At 46.1% G+C, this 18,402-nt stretch carries 19 protein-coding genes; 15 read left to right on the forward strand and 4 right to left on the reverse strand.

Features of this window, described 5'->3' with window-relative positions; translation table 11 throughout:
• The first annotated feature begins 18 nt into the window (after positions 1-18).
• The gene (locus NDI48_10465; protein ID MEP0831629.1) at positions 19-459 is read left to right on the forward strand and encodes a hypothetical protein; all 441 of its coding nucleotides are present in this window, start codon (positions 19-21) and stop codon (positions 457-459) included.
• A gap of 19 nt (positions 460-478) precedes the next feature.
• Entirely contained in the window at positions 479-1,345 is an 867-nt protein-coding gene (locus tag NDI48_10470) for a methyltransferase domain-containing protein (protein ID MEP0831630.1), read from the forward strand.
• 82 nt (positions 1,346-1,427) lie between these two features.
• Here NDI48_10470 and NDI48_10475 read toward each other — a convergent pair whose 3' ends face one another.
• Positions 1,428-1,628 carry an RNA-binding S4 domain-containing protein gene (locus NDI48_10475; GenBank protein MEP0831631.1) on the reverse strand — a complete coding sequence of 67 codons (201 nt, stop codon included), beginning with the start codon at positions 1,626-1,628 and terminating at the stop codon, positions 1,428-1,430.
• Between the two features lie 298 nt (positions 1,629-1,926).
• Between NDI48_10475 and NDI48_10480 the strand changes: the two genes are divergently transcribed.
• Positions 1,927-2,085 carry a hypothetical protein gene (locus NDI48_10480; protein ID MEP0831632.1) on the forward strand — a complete coding sequence of 53 codons (159 nt, stop codon included), beginning with the start codon at positions 1,927-1,929 and terminating at the stop codon, positions 2,083-2,085.
• A gap of 285 nt (positions 2,086-2,370) precedes the next feature.
• Positions 2,371-3,027, forward strand: a complete 657-nt coding sequence (gene msrA / locus NDI48_10485; GenBank protein ID MEP0831633.1) for a peptide-methionine (S)-S-oxide reductase MsrA — start codon at positions 2,371-2,373, stop codon at positions 3,025-3,027.
• A gap of 180 nt (positions 3,028-3,207) precedes the next feature.
• On the opposite strand, the gene hcp is transcribed toward msrA, so the two are convergent.
• Positions 3,208-4,842 carry a hydroxylamine reductase gene (gene hcp / locus NDI48_10490; protein MEP0831634.1) on the reverse strand — a complete coding sequence of 545 codons (1,635 nt, stop codon included), beginning with the start codon at positions 4,840-4,842 and terminating at the stop codon, positions 3,208-3,210.
• A 123-nt stretch (positions 4,843-4,965) separates the two neighbouring features.
• Between hcp and NDI48_10495 the strand changes: the two genes are divergently transcribed.
• The 5 genes from NDI48_10495 (at position 4,966) to NDI48_10515 (ending at position 9,736) form a co-directional block, all read left to right on the forward strand.
• Positions 4,966-5,679: a Crp/Fnr family transcriptional regulator gene (locus NDI48_10495; GenBank protein MEP0831635.1), complete on the forward strand. Its 714-nt coding sequence runs from the start codon at positions 4,966-4,968 to the stop codon at positions 5,677-5,679.
• Positions 5,680-6,070: 391 nt separating this feature from the next.
• Complete coding sequence (locus NDI48_10500; protein ID MEP0831636.1) at positions 6,071-7,096, forward strand: hypothetical protein; 1,026 nt, start codon at positions 6,071-6,073, stop codon at positions 7,094-7,096.
• A gap of 220 nt (positions 7,097-7,316) precedes the next feature.
• Entirely contained in the window at positions 7,317-7,547 is a 231-nt protein-coding gene (locus tag NDI48_10505) for a hypothetical protein (GenBank protein ID MEP0831637.1), read from the forward strand.
• Positions 7,548-7,550: 3 nt separating this feature from the next.
• The gene (locus tag NDI48_10510; protein ID MEP0831638.1) at positions 7,551-9,143 is read left to right on the forward strand and encodes a polyamine aminopropyltransferase; all 1,593 of its coding nucleotides are present in this window, start codon (positions 7,551-7,553) and stop codon (positions 9,141-9,143) included.
• Between the two features lie 2 nt (positions 9,144-9,145).
• Complete coding sequence (locus NDI48_10515) at positions 9,146-9,736, forward strand: DUF4178 domain-containing protein (protein MEP0831639.1); 591 nt, start codon at positions 9,146-9,148, stop codon at positions 9,734-9,736.
• Positions 9,737-9,889: 153 nt separating this feature from the next.
• On the opposite strand, the gene NDI48_10520 is transcribed toward NDI48_10515, so the two are convergent.
• Both NDI48_10520 and NDI48_10525 read right to left on the reverse strand, forming a co-directional pair.
• Positions 9,890-10,762: a cyanophycinase gene (locus tag NDI48_10520; protein MEP0831640.1), complete on the reverse strand. Its 873-nt coding sequence runs from the start codon at positions 10,760-10,762 to the stop codon at positions 9,890-9,892.
• Positions 10,763-11,029: 267 nt separating this feature from the next.
• Positions 11,030-11,248, reverse strand: a complete 219-nt coding sequence (locus NDI48_10525; GenBank protein MEP0831641.1) for a hypothetical protein — start codon at positions 11,246-11,248, stop codon at positions 11,030-11,032.
• Between the two features lie 785 nt (positions 11,249-12,033).
• On the opposite strand from NDI48_10525, the gene NDI48_10530 reads away from it, so the two are divergent.
• From NDI48_10530 to NDI48_10555, 6 genes are all read left to right on the forward strand, one after another.
• Positions 12,034-13,944: a cyanophycin synthetase gene (locus NDI48_10530; GenBank protein MEP0831642.1), complete on the forward strand. Its 1,911-nt coding sequence runs from the start codon at positions 12,034-12,036 to the stop codon at positions 13,942-13,944.
• A gap of 359 nt (positions 13,945-14,303) precedes the next feature.
• Positions 14,304-15,392, forward strand: coding sequence for a glycosyltransferase family 4 protein (locus tag NDI48_10535; GenBank protein MEP0831643.1), 1,089 nt, complete (start codon positions 14,304-14,306; stop codon positions 15,390-15,392).
• Positions 15,393-15,439: 47 nt separating this feature from the next.
• Complete coding sequence (locus NDI48_10540) at positions 15,440-15,649, forward strand: hypothetical protein (GenBank protein MEP0831644.1); 210 nt, start codon at positions 15,440-15,442, stop codon at positions 15,647-15,649.
• A gap of 69 nt (positions 15,650-15,718) precedes the next feature.
• A complete protein-coding gene (locus NDI48_10545; protein MEP0831645.1) occupies positions 15,719-16,444 on the forward strand; it encodes a TylF/MycF family methyltransferase in 726 nt (241 codons plus the stop codon).
• 64 nt (positions 16,445-16,508) lie between these two features.
• The gene (locus tag NDI48_10550; GenBank protein ID MEP0831646.1) at positions 16,509-17,633 is read left to right on the forward strand and encodes a glycosyltransferase family 4 protein; all 1,125 of its coding nucleotides are present in this window, start codon (positions 16,509-16,511) and stop codon (positions 17,631-17,633) included.
• A gap of 100 nt (positions 17,634-17,733) precedes the next feature.
• Positions 17,734-18,381 carry a class I SAM-dependent methyltransferase gene (locus NDI48_10555; GenBank protein MEP0831647.1) on the forward strand — a complete coding sequence of 216 codons (648 nt, stop codon included), beginning with the start codon at positions 17,734-17,736 and terminating at the stop codon, positions 18,379-18,381.
• The last annotated feature ends 21 nt before the right edge of the window (positions 18,382-18,402 follow it).

Raw genomic sequence — 18,402 nt, forward strand, 5'->3', positions numbered from 1 at the left:
GGACAGGGGAGAAAGCGAATGCGAATCCAAGATAGTGTCTGGCAGGGCAGTTTTGGCTACTGGCAGAACTTGTTTATTCACCAGAATATTTTGGCGATCGGCTACACAGCCTGGGAGGGCTTTTTAAACGTAGGACGAGGCATCCTTGTTTGCCAAGTAGAGACGCCTATAAACGGCTCTGTCAATTGGAGCGTGGATCATGTAGAGTATGACTTGCAATTTGTTTCCCAACTACAGGCATCCGCTTATTTTGAACCCCTAGAATTAGATCAAACTGCTGTTTCCAATATCCTCCAGATCATTGCTACTTATGATCCCAATGAATCCATCGTGTTTCTCGTTAGCGGTAATGGTCAAATCGATATTAATTTGTTACAACATTTGGCAATTTCTCCGGCTGAATGTTATGAACAGGTAGGCAATCGCTGGGAAGAATTTCAACCCTGCCTGAGATCCTAAAATTTACCCAATTTTCTTAATGCAGAAGCCAGAATCAATCTCTATTTCAAAAGTAACTCGCTACCAAAATGCAGCGCTTAATTACTACCTGGGGCTGACAGATTCGCCTTATCTTCATTATGGGTATTGGGAAACTTTACCTGTTCCCGCAGAGGAACTAACGATTGGACGGCTACGCATTGCTCAGGAAGCTTATGCAGCTAAACTATTGGAGTTCATTCCCCCAGGGACTCATACGGTGTTGGATGTTGGCTGTGGTATTGGGGGAAATGCAGCTTACCTGCTTGAGCGTGGCTTTGTCGTTGAAGGACTCGCACCCGATCCTTTCCAACAAGAGCGGTTTCTCAAGTGTACCTACGGTCAGGCCATCTTCCACCTAACGAACTTTGAAAATTTCAAGGCAACCCACCCCTATGATCTCATCCTGTTGAGTGAAAGTAGCCAGTATATGGCTGCTGTCGATATTGCGCGAGGTGCAGCCAATCTTCTTAGCGGTGGTGGCTACCTTCTACTTGCTGATATGATGCGCTCTGATGCCAGTTATCAGGAAGGAATTTTTTCTAACTGTCATGTTGTCACAGAGCTTCATGCAGCATTAATGCAGGCTGGGTTCAGTTTAGTCAAATCTGAGGATATTTCTGCCCAAATTGTGCCAACAATCGATCTGTATGTTGACACTTTCCGCCGATTTGGCATGAACACGATCAACTATATTGCAGATTTGATTGCGATCACGGTTCCGCCGTTGCACCAACTTCTGCGCTGGATCTTTCGTCGCTGGGTGAAAAAGCTGGTTGTGGAAGGCTTAGAGGCACGTCAGCTGTTTGAGCAGCATCTTTGTTATGAAATCCAACTTTGGCAGTTATCCGAACCCGATGGACATTGAAACAAATACCCAAGATTGGCAACAAGACTGGTTGTTGATCTCCCTCCCTGGCATTTCTCACGCGTCATAACCTTAGCTGAACTCAGGGAAACTGTACCTTGTAAATTTGTCGGTTCACCATGACGGCATCCCCTTCTACCAATTTTCGGGCGCGTCGAGTCTCGGTAGCGCCGTTCACTTGCACTTCGCCACCTTGAATCATTAATTTAGCTTCACCACCCGTCTGGGCGGCACCAACCCATTTCAAAAATTGATCAAGCTTAATCGTTGGAGCATCTGTCATCGCCAAAATTTGCAATCTCTAAGGGTTGGTTAGTAAGGCAGTCGGGGAAGAGCAAGGCGCTAAGAGCGCTTTACACATTACCAACCAGTTTAGTCGGCTTGCAACACAGTTGAGCAAATGTCCTCAGGGTATTCTCCTAGAATTAGTCCATTGGATAGATGATAAGTTCCGAGAATTTACTGAGGTATTCAGGTACCTGTACTTATATCTTGGTAGGTAGACCACAACCAGAGTTCCTTAAACCTAGTCGTGGATCTGTTGATGAATGATCGCTCTAGGTTATGAGCGCAAGGTTTTTATGGAACGTACTATTACTCTCCCGGTTTTTGTCGAGTTCAGCTTGTCCCTGTTAGGATTTATTTTACTCGCCTGCTTGTTTTTCCAGCACGGGAATGTTGGTAGACAGGGAACAGTGATCAATACGAGTAGAGTGGCGGCTATCGAGTTTTCTCCGTAAGCTCATCCGTTAACATCCCTGCTGGCGGAGATTTACGACATTTTATCTGGTTAGTAGGCGAGGGTGCAGTTTTTCATATCGCGATCGCTAATTCTAGCGATTTTAAATCGAATGCAAGCATATAGTTTCTGGGGTACGGTAATCTTCATCGTGCCCCTGTCTTGTCTTTAGGGAGCAATGATGGGATGCATGACCTCGGTTAATTGTGTAACCCTCCAGAACAAGGAGACAAGCTATTATTAAGGAAGGTAAATAATTATCTCAAAATCAGAGTTAAAGTTAACGATGCTATTTGGATTTGGTAAAAAGCACAGTATTCCCTCTTCCCAAGAGGCATTGCCGGGACGGGCAGAAGCCATGCCAGTACCTGCTCATCACTTTGTCAACGGTAATCCCCTCAAGCCTCCTTATCCAGAGGGAATGGAAATCGCAATGTTTGGTATGGGGTGTTTCTGGGGAGCAGAACGCAAATTTTGGCAGCTTGAGGGGGTTTTCACCACCGCTGTTGGCTATGCAGCCGGAGTCACTCCAAACCCCACCTACAAAGAAGTCTGTTCGGGCATGACGGGTCACAATGAAGTGGTCTACGTGGTGTTTAACCCAAAAGTCATTAGTTACGAAACACTTTTAAAAGCTTTCTGGGAAAGCCACGATCCTACCCAAGGAATGCGTCAAGGAAATGATGTTGGCACTCAATATCGTTCGGGAATTTACGTCTATTCCGAAAGCCAAAAGAAATTGGCTGAAGCCTCGCGGGACGCCTATGAGCAAGCTCTAAAAGCATCAGGTTTTGGGAAGACTACAACAGAAATTATCGCGGCTCCTGAGTTTTACTACGCAGAAGGCTACCATCAACAATATCTCGCCAAAAATCCAGGTGGGTATTGTGGCTTAGGGGGTACGAGAGTTTGTTTCCCTGAGAATGTGACACTGGGGAGTTAGTACAGGTTACTGGCTGCTCTTTTCGCTCCTAATATTGGCTCCATAAAAATGATTTCCCCCCAAGACATCGGGGGGATTCAGGGGAGCGAAAAATGTGACTCGACAAATTCGGGATGCTCTCTCTCTACCAGCGTCAGAAGCGGTGCAATCCGATGTTTGAGCCGTGTATATCCCAATCCCCTAACCCAGACAAGCCGCTAAATCCTCATCTGGCGTTGTAATGGGCTTAAGGTTGTATTTTTCCGATAGCAATTTGAACACATTCGGAGAAATAAAGGCTGGCAGAGTTGGCCCTAAGCGGATATCCTGAATTCCTAGATACAGTAGTGTCAGCAAAATCGATACAGCCTTCTGTTCGTACCAAGAGAGAATCATGGACAAGGGCAACTGATTCACATCTACATTGAAGGCATTCGCCAACGCTAGAGCAATTTGAATCGCGGAGTAAGCATCGTTGCATTGACCCACATCCATTAAGCGGGGAATACCACCAATGTCTCCTAAGTCTTTGTCGAAGAAGCGAAACTTACCGCAAGCGAGAGTCAGCACCACACAATCTTGAGGCACTTTTTCCACAAACTCGCTGTAGTAGCTGCGTCCTGACTTGGCACCATCGCAACCGCCGACTAAGAAGAAGTGGCGAATATCTCCGCGTTTGACGGCTTCAATCACTTCACCCGCCACACTCAGGACGGCGTTGCGAGCAAAACCGGTTACGACTTGGCGTGGTTCATCATCTGCCGTAAATCCTGGTAGTTCTAACGCTTGTTGGATCACGGATGTATAGTCATCGGTTTCCAAGTGCTTGAGTCCAGGCCAACCAACAGGCCCAAGGGTGAAAACGCGGTTGCTGTAAGCATCATGAGGCGGCATCAAGCAATTGGTGGTCATTACAATTGGCCCAGGGAATTGAGCAAATTCCCGCACCTGATTCTGCCATGCGGTGCCGTAATGTCCGTAAAGATGGGGGTATTGCTGCTTTAAGCGGGGGTAGCCGTGAGCAGGTAACATTTCCCCGTGGGTGTAGATGGAAATTCCCGTATTTTCGGTTTGTTTGAGCAGTTCTTCCAGGTGTTTAAGGTCGTGTCCAGAGATCAGGATGGCTTTGCCTTGTTTGGCATTGAGGGGAACCGGGGTGGGGACAGGATGACCGTAAGTGCTGGTGTTGCCTGCGTCGAGGAGTTCCATGACTCGCAGGTTGATTTCGCCCAACTTCAGCGCCATGTTGACCCACTCATCGAGGTTGATGTCTTGGCGACCGAGTGCTGCTAAACCTTCGTGGCAGAAGTTATAAACGCGGTCATCTTCTTGACCCAGTTCTTGGGCGTGATAGGCGTAGGCGGCAATACCTTTAAGTCCATAAAGGATGGTGAGTTTGAGGGAGAAAATATCGACGTTTTTGGCAGAGCTGCTGATAAACTCAAATTCGATATCCTTGCCTTGTTGGACTAAGGCTTCTAAAGTGTCAGCAGGTTGGAAGGATGAGAGATTAGTAAATTCTACGGGTATGCCAGTGAGCTGGATTTTTGCTTTTAAGTCATCACGTAGTGCGATCGCCCGCTGAATATACTGGACAAAACACTCTGGGTCAAAGTTAACGTTCGTTAAGGTAGAAAAGAGCGTTTCACAGCTAAAGATATCGGCTTCGCGGCTGCGGATACCCAACTGATGCGCTGCGATCGCAACTTCCCCTAGTCCTCGCAGGCAGTGGGTCAACAAATCTTGTAATGCATCGACTTCTGGACTTTTACCACAAGCGCCCCATTGTTCGCATCCTTGTCCTCTGGCGGTTTGTTCACACTGGCTGCAAAACATAGCTCACTTCCTTCTTGTCTCATCTATGCCTACTCTAGGAGTGGTAAAAGGAAAGCGCCTTGACTTAAGTCAAGTTTGGAGACACTGGTGGTAAACGACGATTGAGAACATCAAATGCGAGATGTGAATAAAACCAAAGATACAGAAATAGTGAGCGATAAATCATCTGCACTTAGAGAATTTATCGCTAATATCCAACTGTGGCGAGGTCTACCTGAAGATCAACTCGATGCCTTAGCCCAGATTGCGATCGCCAAAACTTATCGCAAAGGTGAGGTAATTTTTGCGGAAGGAGATGAAGGCAGAGGATTTTTTGTGGTCAAGTTGGGGAGAGTCAAAGTCTACAAACTCTCGAATGACGGCAAAGAACAGATATTACACTTTTTCGGAGCTGGAGACCATTTTGCCGAGGTGCCAGTATTTGATGGTCAATGTTTTCCCGCTTCTGCGGCTGCTGTCGAGAAAAGTGAGCTGTTGTTCTTCCCTCGAAGCGCTTTTTTGGCACTTCTAGAGCAACACTCGACTTTAGCGATCGCGATGTTAGCTGTTTCCGCCCGTCACTTGCGCCGAATGGCTCAAATTATTGAAAACCTTTCGTTTAAGGAAGTACCAGGACGACTGGCGGTCTATTTGCTGTATTTAAGCGAGCGCAACGGCAAGGGTGAGGAGGTGGAACTCGATATGACGAAGACTCAATTAGCCGCTTTTTTGGGGACGATTCCAGAGACTCTATCACGGGTGTTTGCCAAGATGAGTCAGGATGGGTTGATTGCGATCGATGGTTCGAGGATTAAGTTGTTAAATCGAGAGCGTTTAAAGGTGTTAGCGGAAGGTTAGGATTTGATTTTCGCGAATATAGAGTCATGGCAACAAAGGTCAGAACAATTCAACACTGTTTTTAAAAAATAGTAATGAATTTCCAAAAATAACTAACGAAGAGATAGGTAACTAAAGCTTTCGCAGCTTGTTCTGGTGTTCCATAACTTTCTATTGTTGTTCCACAGTATCGAGAATCAGGTTTTGGTCTGTCTTACTAAGGTAGCGACCTCGCCGATCGCGCTTTCGGTCAGTACAAGCTCGAACATCCTAACGTTAATGCACTACAACCCACCCTACTCCTACAGGTTGTAAGTCGCTTGCACAAATTAACTCAGTAATCACGATGCTATTCTGGAAATCCCTGTTGGCACCGTGTAGATAATCATTTATAGACAAAGAACCAAAGCCAGTGACTATCCAAACTCAGCGCACCACTCGCTTTATCGACCCCTGGCCCTATATGGCTCTGGCGGCAGCGCTCCTGGTGTTTTTAGCCTTGCTCAGTGCCGCCTCATTCCAGAGAACACTGCTATCGACAACTGTCAATGCCAGCGAAGACGAACCCGTTCAACTAGCACCACTTACCATCCGGCGGCAAATGATCGGTGCGCTTCGCGTCGAAGTCAAAGCATTGCTTCCAGCAAACACATGGGTAACCTACGAAATTCAGCTACTCGATCGCCAAGGTAAGCCCTTCGCCTCTGCTATGAAACAAGCCTGGAACGAATCCGGCACTTGGTATGAGGAGGGGGAGTCTGGTAGTTGGCAAGAAGAAGACTTGTTAGGAGGACTTGATGTCCGTGCCAAGCAGGATGAAACGGTGACGATCACGATTGCCGTTTTGGAGTATGGCAATGCATCGGGGCAAGAACTAGATCAACCCGTGCCGTTTGAAGTCATCGTGCAAAATGGCGCTGTAGATACACGCTATCTGTGGGCAGGTTTGGTTGGCACTTCATCTCTGGCTCTTCTAGCCTTATTCGCCACTCCACTCACGGGCAAAAAAGCGATCGCCAAAACTATCCAGGATAGCGACCCCAGCGAGCGCGCTACAGTCGGTGGAGCGGGTCGATTGGTGCGCGTCAACGTCGATGTCGCCTCCGACGCAACCTCCCCACCCCAACTAGAGGTTCGCCTCTGGCTGAACGACCCCTATGGCGAACAAATCTATACTCGCTCCTTTCCTGTGCATCTCAGCTTTAACAAAGACGAAGACAAGATTAAGGGAGCCACGGGTCGTTTACAGACATTCTTCATTTTGGAACCCCGCAGTTCCTACGGTTTCCATGTGGAAGTCTTGCCCGATGCGCCTGTCGATAGCACAACGCTCACCGTCCGTGATGGTACCCGTACTCTGAAAAGCGTCGAGGTTGTAAAGATTGACTCATCCATGAGTCCAGCATCCGGTTTTCCCCAGGATAGTCCCCCGGCATGAGAACACACAATTTTACTGTTCCGTGACACCGCTCAACACTTCTCGGTTAGTCATGTTCAACCTCGCAATAGCCCCTTTACTCTGCTCATCCTCACGCTTAGCTCTGGCTGAAAAAGGGAAACCAGATATTTCTTAACCCCTCTGGAACAGCAGGGTTGGCGGAATCCAGTCTTAACCGAAAAGTATTGTGATACCCCTTTGCAAAATACACATTCCTGCCATGTTGACTAAGATTTTGACAGCCGCCACGCTCATCATCGCGCTATTTACCATTACCGCCAGTTATACTCAGCGCTCAGCCCTCACTCTGCGAGAAGAAAGACAGAGCAACTACTGGCCCCGGCATAGCACCTACATCTCTGGTTATTACTACCGAGGCACTTGGGACCCCCTTCCCAATCGTTCAGCTTATGGTAACTTTCGAGGGGGCGGTCCGAGTACCGGAAAATAGACGATGCAAGACGCAATCCCACCTAACAGCCCAGAAGTCGAGTCATCTCCAACTCATCCTCGGCGTCCCTCTCTCCGTCGCGACCAACGTTGGCTACTCCTCGCGGCTGCGGCTGTTTCCTCTAGCTGTGGACTGGCAGTAGAACTCCTACTGGGAACCCTTGCCAGTTACCTCGTTGGCAATCAAGCTTTAGCCTATGGCGTCTCGGTTGGCGTCTTCTTAGCGGCCATGGGTATCGGTTCTTACCTGAGTCAGTTCATTGCCGTAGATAGCAGTTCCCAGTCTCTACAACGCAAACTCCTGTTAGCCTTTGTCAAAATAGAACTGCTGATTGCCCCCCTCACGGCTGTTTTGCCTTTAGGACTGTTTGCTCTGTTTGTCAACAATGGTTCTATCTGGCTGGGTTTATTCTTCGTCACGATTGTGCTGGGAATACTCGCCGGACTGGAAGTGCCGTTGCTGACACGGATGCTGGAACTAGAGGAAGGTGTGCGTGAGGCTTTAGCTGGTGTTTTAGCGCTGGATTATGTGGGTGCACTGTTAGGTTCCCTCGCCTTTCCTGTCCTTTTGCTACCGCTGATTGGGATGTTTCCCACGGCCTTTGTTTTGGGCGCTTTACCTGCTTTTATGGTATTTGCGATCGGGTGGCGATTTCCCAAACTGCGCTTCTGGGGACGCATAGGGTTATTAATCGGTGTTCTGTTGTGTGCCTTAGCCCCGTTATCCATACCCATCAGCAATGCTTTGGAAAACACGCTTTATAACGCCCCCGTTATCACCCGCATCCAATCCCCCTATCAACGTATCGTCTTGACACGACAGGCAAACGATGTGCGCCTCTTCCTCAACGGCGATTTGCAATTCTCCACATTCGATGAATACCGCTACCATGAAGCCTTAGTGCATCCGGCCATGAGTGCCAGTACGGGGAAGCGCCGGGTTTTGGTGCTCGGTGCTGGTGATGGGATGGCACTGCGGGAAGTGCTGAAGTGGCCAGAGGTAGAACGGGTAGTGCTGATTGATCTAGATGCTGCCGTTGTGAACTTGGCACGCCATCACCCCCAGTTGGTACAGGTGAATGCCAAGGCGTTTGCTGACCCTCGTGTGGAGGTGTTATTTGCCGATGCTTTTGTGAGTGCACCCGCCCTGAACGAAACTTTTGATGTAATTATTGCTGATTTTCCCGACCCCGATCAGGAGATTATTGCCAAGCTTTATGCCGAAGGATTTTACCGCCGTCTTTTGTCCCGACTGGCAGATACAGGCGTCTTAGTGACTCAGGCTTCTAGTCCCTTTTTTGCACCCAAAGTCTTTAGCTGTATTGCGGCAACGCTGGCAGATGTGGGACTATCCGTACATCCCTATGTTGTGGATGTCCCTAGTTTCGGCCCTTGGGGTTTTGTATTGGCGTCGAGGAAGTCGATTCAATCAGACAGCCTAAAGTTATCAGTGCCAACTCGTTTTCTGACTCAACCCATGCTGCACACTTTGTTCCAGCTACCGGGGGATGTCAAATTAGGGAATGTTGAGGTCAATCGCCTCTCCCACCCCGTGATTGTACGCTACCAGTCTGACCCTCGCTGGGCGGCTTACTAAATATGCTATTTGTTTGGATTGGAATCATTGCCATTGTGAGTGCTGGAATTGTCCTGTTTGTACTTCAGCAACGGGGTGCCCTACCAGGCACTGACGGCAGTCGGAATCTGCCACCTGTAGAGCGCACGGTGTTTACCCTGGAAATTGGGGATATTGTGCAGTATATGGATACGGATTGGGTTGTGGAAGGACGCCTCACCTATGAGGATAATGAATATACCTGGTTTGAGTATCTCCTTCAAGATGGGGATCGCATTCGTTGGCTTTCTGTCGATGAAGATGACCGTGTTGAGGTGGCCTTACTAGAACCGACGACTCAACTGGAAGTTAGCCAGCAACCCCCTAAGCAACTCACCTTTGCCGGTGAAACTTACCGTTGTGTGGAGTCAGGCATGGCAACCATGACTCGCATCGGCACCACCTTAAGGCGCACAGGAGAACATTGTCAATATTTTGACTATCGAGGCAGCAATGACCAAGTGCTTTCCATCGAGGACTGGGATGGAGAAATTGAAGTCACTGTGGGACAGCGGATTAATCCCAGGATGCTAATGCTGTTACCCGGTAATGGCAGCCGGGTGTATGGGAATTAGCTTGGCTCTAGCCAGAAAAACTCGTAAAAATCTTGGATAGAACAGCGGATGGAGCAAAAAATATAGTTCCTCTTGAGGAGATAGGAAGAATCATGTCCATAATCTCCCCATCCCCTTACCTTATTCCTCCAATTGGATGATTGAATCGATACTCTAAGCCGATTCCACTAACGGCATCTCTTGCGGTTGACTGTCAGTTTCGTTCGTTGTGGAAACGTTGTTTTCAACAATTGCTTGACGAGAAGCCAAATCAAAGCGATAGCCATGGGGCAGGATATGAAGCTTAACGCCACACAGGGCTAAGTCTTCATCCTTTAAAATTTGACCCAGGTTGGTATGAGTAATTCCTGATACATCAAGAACGGTAATAGCGCCTTCTCCAACAACCTCAATCTGATTATTAGTCACCACAATGGCTGTGTTTTCATCAATCCCAAATCCTAAGTTAACCGGCTGTTGTGCCACAGCGGAGAGTAAGCGTCCGATACGTCCGCGCTGAGCAAAATGCTGGTCAATCACGACCCCTGGAAGGAATGCCATCCCCGGCTCCATTTCCACAATTTCGATGCGAGGATTGGTCTCGGAATCTCCTTCTACAATCATCATATCCGGCATCATGGCGGCTCCCGCACTGGTGCCTCCAATCACAAGCCCTTCAGTCAGCCGTTTGTGAAGCAGCTTGTGGAGCTCAGTGTCCCTCAGAACACTGGTAATACGAGCCTGATTGCCACCGGTAAAAAATACACCCGTAGCCTTCTCAATTGCTTCTAAGTAGGTGGATGAACTGGCATCTTCCCGCTCAACGGTATCAACAATGCGAACATCCTCAACCCCCAGTCGCTCGAATATTCGCATATAGTCTTCGCCGACTTCCCTGGGCAGTTCAGTTGCCACTGTCATCACAATAATTCGAGCATTGACTCCCCCAGAGCGTCGCACAAATTCCCGAAGAATTGTGCAGTCTCCTTGCTTGTCTTCCGCTCCGCCAATAATCACCAATTGTCTGTTCGTTTCGCTGACCGCCATAGTCTCTTGAGCCTTTAGTTCATTCCTTTCTATTAAGCCTGACAAGTTTGACGCCTTAAACAGCCGAACGGTAGATTTTTATACAGAAACTCAAAAAAGTTTCAATCATAAAAAAGACCCTTCGAGTAAGGGTCAAAGGGGAAACAGGTTTAATTAAAGCTGAAATATGTGAGCGAAACGCAAGGATTTATTCGTTAAGGATGAGGTGTGAAGCCCGAGTGTGTAATTCATAACACAGACTCCCTTTTTAGCCTTCAATTCAGTTTCTTAATGGAAACTGTAGTGATTGTGCTGCTGGCTGGCAATCAAGTTTTCTAAAAGCAAGCGCGCACGCTCTAGGGGAAAATGCTTAGGTTTGCCGTTGGCAACAATCTGGTACTCGTCGCTATATTGACCATCGCCATAGCCAGAAATTAGTTTGAGGTGAAACGCTTGTTCAGCAAGTTCTCGGACTTCATCTCTCAGAGAAGTTTTTGTGCTATTCATCTCTACTGCCTCCTAAGGCTTTCTTCTATTTATTCGATCGCGTGGGTTTCTCTAACCTCCCTCAAAAGTTGTATCCTTTGATACAAAATCCGTCTTTCCCAGGATTGAGCAACAAAGATACCTCCTCTTTTGAGTGAGTAGAGCGTGAGTGAGAGGAGTGAATTTTGGGTGTAATTCCACTAAACCCTCGTAACGCCACTTGATAGCTCAGCCCGAACCCTTAAGCCGTCGCGCAAAACGCACTATCGCTTCAGCTATAAGCTCTTTGAGCCGAACTGGAAGGCTAGGGCGATCACCGCATCGCCTTGGTTGGTCGCATTTGCACTCTTTGCGTAGGAATAATTACCTTTGAGAAGCCTCGTCAAATAAATACAAAGTGCTAGCCCAGCCCTTGAGGGTTAGTGAAGTTGAACAGGCATACATTTATGCGCCTTGTGAAAGCGCCGATCCTGTAACGCCTGGTTTTGAGTTGCAGTCCTTGGTACTATTTTCTCCTTGTCTGTCACCTGCAACACATTTTTTATTTTCTCTTAACAAAAGACCCTCAGGATTGAATCTCTAGATATCCTGCGGTAGAGGAAAAGAGAGCGGTCATTAAGATAAGTTCAATTGGGAGCAAGATTCAGGTAAAAAGCGGCTAAGAAAACCAACCTTTAAGTTCAATCCATGGACTGAGTCGTCGCCCTCAAGGCTCAACACGACCTCACGATTACAAGTTTCTTGTCAGTACGAGTCAGTCTATAGATTCTTGAATATTTAGAGATTTAGAGATAGGGAGATCATTAATGATTTTAGAGATAAACGCGGATACTCTTCGGATCAATGCTAGAAAGACCGATGGTTTCGATATTTTCAACATCCAGCATTACATCGGACCCAATCCCTACTTAGAGACAGCGGCGCTAGTCTTTGATTTTGCCTTGACTGGGCATTTAGCGCCTCGACCGATTGAGGACTATGTTGCCATTATTAGCGATCGCTTCCCAGAGGTGGGGCACAAAACCGCCGACTCCTTCGCAGAGCTGTTCGCGCGAACGGTATCGGAAGCGGGAAAACTCGACATGGGGCTGCACCTGGAGCGCTGGAATCTCAAACCCTATAAGGATTACGTCAGGATTAGCGTCCAAACCGTTCATGCCCGTACTCAGCGAGGCATCGTTTACGCCGTTTGGGACTGGTTTGAAGCCATCACTCAAGGTGAAGAGTTTTTATTTGAGGAACAGATCAAAGCGCTTCAGGATATGTTCCGGCGGTCTGTCTACGGTGGCCCGACTGTCTACGCCTTGCTCCGTACCGCCGGGGATCAGGGGATTCCTGCCTTTTATCTGTGGGATGAAGGACTCATGCAATATGGCTATGGGAAAAATCAAGTTCGCGGTAGCGCAACGACCTTTGACTGTGATAGCCATCTAGACTCAGACTTTACCACCCGTAAGGATGACTGTAAGGCATTTCTGAGCAATCTCGGCTTTCCTGTACCGAAAGGGGATGTTGTTGTCTCCTGTAAGGAAGCTTTGAAGGTAGCCGAAAAGATTGGTTATCCTGTCGCCGTCAAACCTGTAGCCGGTCATAAAGGAATTGGCGTGACAGCCGAGGTGCAAAACGCCGAAGAACTCGAATTTGCCTTTGATCGGGCTGTCGATGCCATTCCTGAGAACCAAGCGATCGAGATCATTGTTGAGAAAAGTATCTCTGGGGTTGATTTTCGCGTACTTTGTGTTAATGGTAGATTTGTCGCCGCGACAGAACGCCGTCCCGCCTCAGTCGTGGGTGATGGCCAGTCAACGATCGCACAGTTAATTGAGCGAGAAAACCGCAAGCCCGAACGGACAGACTCCGCCACCTCACCTCTGGGTAAGATTCAGTCGGATGAGTCGATGGAACGGTATCTGCATGAGCAAGGCTTATCAACGAATAGCGTGGTTGAAAAAGACCGCACCGTCTATCTTCGTAAAGTCGCGAATCTGTCAGCGGGAGGCTTGAGTATTGATGCCACACGCACGGTTCACCCTGACAATATTATCCTGGCGCAAGACATCGCACAGCACTTTAAGCTGACTTGTCTAGGCATTGATGTGATTGCCCAAAGTTTGGCAAAATCCTGGAAATCTGGCAACTTTGGCATTATTGAAATCAATGCAGCTCCAGGCATTTCGATGCATCTTAGACCGGCTGTGGGTGAAAGCGTGGATGTGCCCTCACATATCCTTGACACCTTCTTTGAGTCGGGTACTGCTGCCAGGATTCCGATTATCACCTTTAACCGGATTTCCGTTCAAGACCTGCAAGAAACGATTGACCATATTCTTCTGCAACACCCAGACTGGACAATTGGCGCTGTATGTCGCGATGCCGTCTTTGTCAATCGTTCCGAAAAAATCCTGCATCGGGATTATAATACCAACGTGCAAAACCTGGTGCGTAATCCCAAGCTTGACCTATTAATTGCCGAGTATGGGGAAGACATTTTGGAACGGGATGGTATGTTTTATCACGGCAGTAATATGGTTGTGCTGGATAATCCCACGGAGACGGAAATGATACTGACACGAGATATTTTTGACCACTCCATTGTGGTGATTAAAGAAGGAGATAGTGTCTCCATCCGACGCGAAGGCTTAATTGAACAGTATACACTGGGTGCGTCTGAACCCTTTACCCGTGTCCATTTAAAGGAAATTGGAACGATCTTATAATTAAGGCGGCGAAAAAAAAGAAAAGAAAGAAAAGAAAAAAGCTCTCTTGCCTTCTACCTCAACAAGAGAGCCTACTTTGTCTGTGGTGTGAGGAGCAGATCCATTAATTCAATTCTGCTCAACTATCAGGATAATCAGTAAATATGACGGAAATGTGAACCTCGTATAACCGTTTTACGACCTCGGTGACACTTCTAACCGTCAGCGGTTGTAGATGGAACTTGGATAGCTTGCAAGGCATCCTGCCTATTTCACAAAAAACGGCGAGTGCTCAAATGGCAAGTTAAATGGGGGAAAGCTTAGTTATGATGTGTCTCGATACACCCTACAGATAAAGTTCCTCCAGACCTAGTGATTTGATGGAAATTATCCAAGTTGTACCAACGCTTCCCCCAGCCATTGATGGTTTGGGGGATTATGCTTTAAATCTTGCTCGTCAACTGCGTCGAGAATTTAACCAAGAAACGCATTTTGTCGTCAGTGATCCAAATTGGGAGGGAGAAAGGGAAATTGAGGGGTTTCCCATTAGCGCCCTACCGAGGCGTTCTGGAGCCGCTGTGTTATCATCCCTAAACGATATAGATTATTCACCCGCCTCAGTGTTACTGCATTATGTAGGTTATGGCTATGCGAAACGCGGTTGTCCCGTATGGTTAATCGATGGCTTACAGCGTTGGCGAACTACAGGTGTCAATCGGTTTCTGGTTACCATGTTCCATGAACTCTATGCCTTTGGGCCACCATGGACGAGTTCTTTTTGGCTATCACCCCTGCAAAAGAATTTGGCGATTCGTTTGTCGAGGCTGAGCGATCGCATTCTCACCAGCCGACAAAACTATGCTAAATCACTCTATGACCTAAGTTCCGGCAAACATACCCAAATTCCTACCCTACCCGTGTTCTCCAACATCGGAGAACCTGATCGCGTGTCTTCCTTAACTCAGCGTGAAAAACGTATTGTCGTCTTTGGCAGTCCCAGCAATCGAGGACGAGTGTATCGCGAATCTTGGGCAGAGTTGCAGCTAACGTGCGAGTTACTAGGGATTGAAGAAATCTGGGATATCGGTGCAAGAACGGGTTTAAATTTATCTTCTATGAACGGCGTACCTGTAGTGGAACTGGGAGAGCGATCGGCTGCCGAAATCAGTGGTTTCTTGTTAAAGTCTCTCGCCGCTTTCTTCAACTACACCCCTGAGTTTCTGGCAAAATCAACGATATATGCTGCCTACTGCGCTCACGGTTTACTTCCTGTTAGCCATGTAGGCAGTCCTTTTCCGGTTGATGGAATCATTGAGGGAAAACACTTTTGGACTCCGCATCACAAGACAGACGGCATAAAATCATTAGAATCATTGCAGGCGATTGCCGATCAGGCTCACGCTTGGTATCAAACCCATAACCTATCACTACAAGCTCAAACTTTTGCGGCACTGCTAGCAAACAATTAGGGAGTGGGTATTAGTAAGATTAGTTGAATTCAAAGGAGCTAGTTGCGATGTTTCAATCCATGAAGAAGTTGGTAGACTATTACATCCGCAATTACGAACCCACCATGAAACACGGTGAGGAGGGCGTCAAGCAGTGTGGTTACAAAGCTTACGTTGGCGGAGACTATGAACAAGGTAGCAACCAGCAGCTCGACTACTGTATGAATCGGAAGTTTTATGGGAGAAAAAGATGCGCCGAACCAAGGTCGCGTGTTTAAGTACGTAGCGGTCTAAAGCAATGAGAATTGCTATCACTCTAACGTTTCACTCAGTGCATCAGTATCTTCATGTTAAGACAGTCTGCCAAAACTAAACTGCAAAAAATATCACCTCAGCCCCTGCTAGAAGTGGCATACGATCTTCGGTACTTTGGCTTACCCGAACCGTTTAGAACAGTACGTCCCCATTCTCTTCTTTCTTATATCAATCTTTTCTTCTTACAAGAACTAGCGCAGCGATTAGAACGGGAAGAAATTCCTGGCGATTTTGTCGAGTGTGGTGTTTACCGGGGAGGGAGTGCAGGTGTATTAGGTTACGAAGCAAAGCGTTCTAAATTTAGCCGCAAGCTATGGCTCTATGACTCGTTTGCAGGGATGCCAGAAACCATGGAAAAGGATGATGATTCTTCGCGTTCGCTTACAGGTTCTTATATTGGCTCTGAGAAGCAAACTCGCCGAATTATGCATCGGCTAAAGGTTCCAGAGGAACAATATACGATTGTCGTTGGGTTATTCGAGGATACATTTCCTCTAGCAGAACGAGTGAAAATTGCATTATTACACATTGATTGTGATTTCTATAATCCCGTCAAACTGTCTTTAGAGAAATTTTATGAATCCGTTCAACCTGGGGGTTATGTACTGTTAAACGATTATGGTTATTTTCAAGGGAGTCGGTTAGCCACTGATGAATTTATCAGTCAGTTGAACCATCCCGTGCATCTGGTACAGATTGACAAAGAAGCTTATTACTTTCAAAAACCAAAGCTGAACTCTGGAAATATTACATCGTAGTTAGATAATTTGCTGGGATAGCGTCGTCAAGTTAATTGCAGACTAAGAATAGCCCAAGAATCGGATGAAAATTTTGCTCTACTCTTCTGTATTTTGGCCTTCTTTGGGTGGCGTTGAGACTATCACGGCTACACTCGCTGAAAATATTGTTCGGTTAGGACAGGAATGCATCGTTGTCACAGAAACGCCTTCTGAGCAAGAAGATAACCGGAGTTATAGAGTGGTTAGACAGCCAAAACTGAGAGAGCGATTTGATCTGACACGTCAATGTGACTTAGTACATTCCAATGGTGCAAGTATTGCCCTGTTTCCTTTTGCCAAATTGAATAATAAACCTTTCATTTGGACACACAATGGCTATCAAGTTTCCTGTGTTGATGGTTTGGGTTGGGTAGATGGTGAACCAGCTCCCCTCACTCCCATACCTTCCTTAATTTACCACTTTCAAAAAAAAGGTTTAATTCACTTTTTACGTGAGTCTATTAAGTTAGGAATTAGGCGTTATGTTGCTGCTCAGGTAGATTTGAATATTGCGGCTACAGAGTGGGTGGCTAAACGACAACCTTTAAAAAATCAAATCGTATCCTACACTCCCTATCCCCTCAATCAATTCAAATTATCAAAAAACGGAGTATCTAAAAAATATGATTATATCTATGTGGGTCGCTTAGTTAGTGAGAAGGGTGTCCCCGATTTAATTAAGGCATTTCATTTACTACTTTTTTCTCCTAATGGCCGAGGAAAAAAACTGGCTATTGTAGGCGAAGGGAATATAAGATCAGACTTGGGAAAGCTGGTATCAGAACTACAACTTACCGAGCATGTATTTTTCTTAGGTTCTCAATATGGTAAAGACTTAATAGAAATTATTGCTCAAAGCAAGATTGCTGTTGTTCCCTCAGTTTGGGAAGAACCGATGGGAGGAGTAGCCTTAGAATTATTGGCGGCTGGTAAAAATATTATTGTATCTGAGTTTGGAGGCCATGCAGAATGTGTAGGTAACGCTGGTTTGAAATTTAAGAATGGAGACTACGAATCGCTTTATGAATGTATGATAAAACTTCTCACTGATGAGTCATTGGCTAAACAACAACTAGAAAATTCTTCTTTTCAAGTTGAAAAATTTGATGAATTACATCTGACGGAAAAATATATAAATATATATAAGTCTTTATTAAATCATCGCTAAGTAAGTTTAAGGGAGGGAAGTTTAGAGAAACATCAATGATCGATTTCAATATTTTGTTAATTTATTAAACCCATGAATTAATCAAATGAGGAACTTAGACTTGTATAACCAAGATTATTATAGTAGTCATTATGCACAAATATTTGCAGATAAAAAATATTATGAAATTCTTTCTTTATATTGGAAAAACATAATTTTTGAGCAAAACAAACTCGATTCTGATTCATCGGTTTTAGATTTTGGCTGTGGTTTAGGACAGGTTTCAGCCGCTCTAAAAAATGTTACATTTTTTGATTATTCAGACTATGCTGTTAATTTTTTGAACCAAAATGGAAAAAAGGCTTTAAACCGTGTAGAAAGTATTCCTAAAAACTATTTTGATTTTTTACTTTCTTCTCACTCACTGGAACATTCACCAACACCAGCAGAAGATTTGAAAAATTTTCATCGCTACCTCAAACCGGGAGGTCAATTAATTCTTATCCTTCCCGTAGAAGTCGATTTAAAACCGAGTTTAAAGCCAGATTCTAATCAACATTTTCAATGCTGGACATTTCAAACTATCACTAATCTTCTAGTTTACTGCGGCTGGCGTCCTGTTCACCAAGATCTTATTTATGGCCCTTTTCTGTTGAAAACGCTTGGCTCCATAGTTTCTCAGCATCAAGCCGTCAAAATTGCCTATCGGCTCAGTAATCTAAAAAAGAACTACCCCTCACTTTTGACAATTGCTGAATCAATTAATTAATCTATAAAATCTCTAAAGGTT

The sequence above is a fragment of the Microcoleus sp. AS-A8 genome (assembly GCA_039962225.1).
GTDB lineage: Bacteria > Cyanobacteriota > Cyanobacteriia > Cyanobacteriales > Coleofasciculaceae > Allocoleopsis.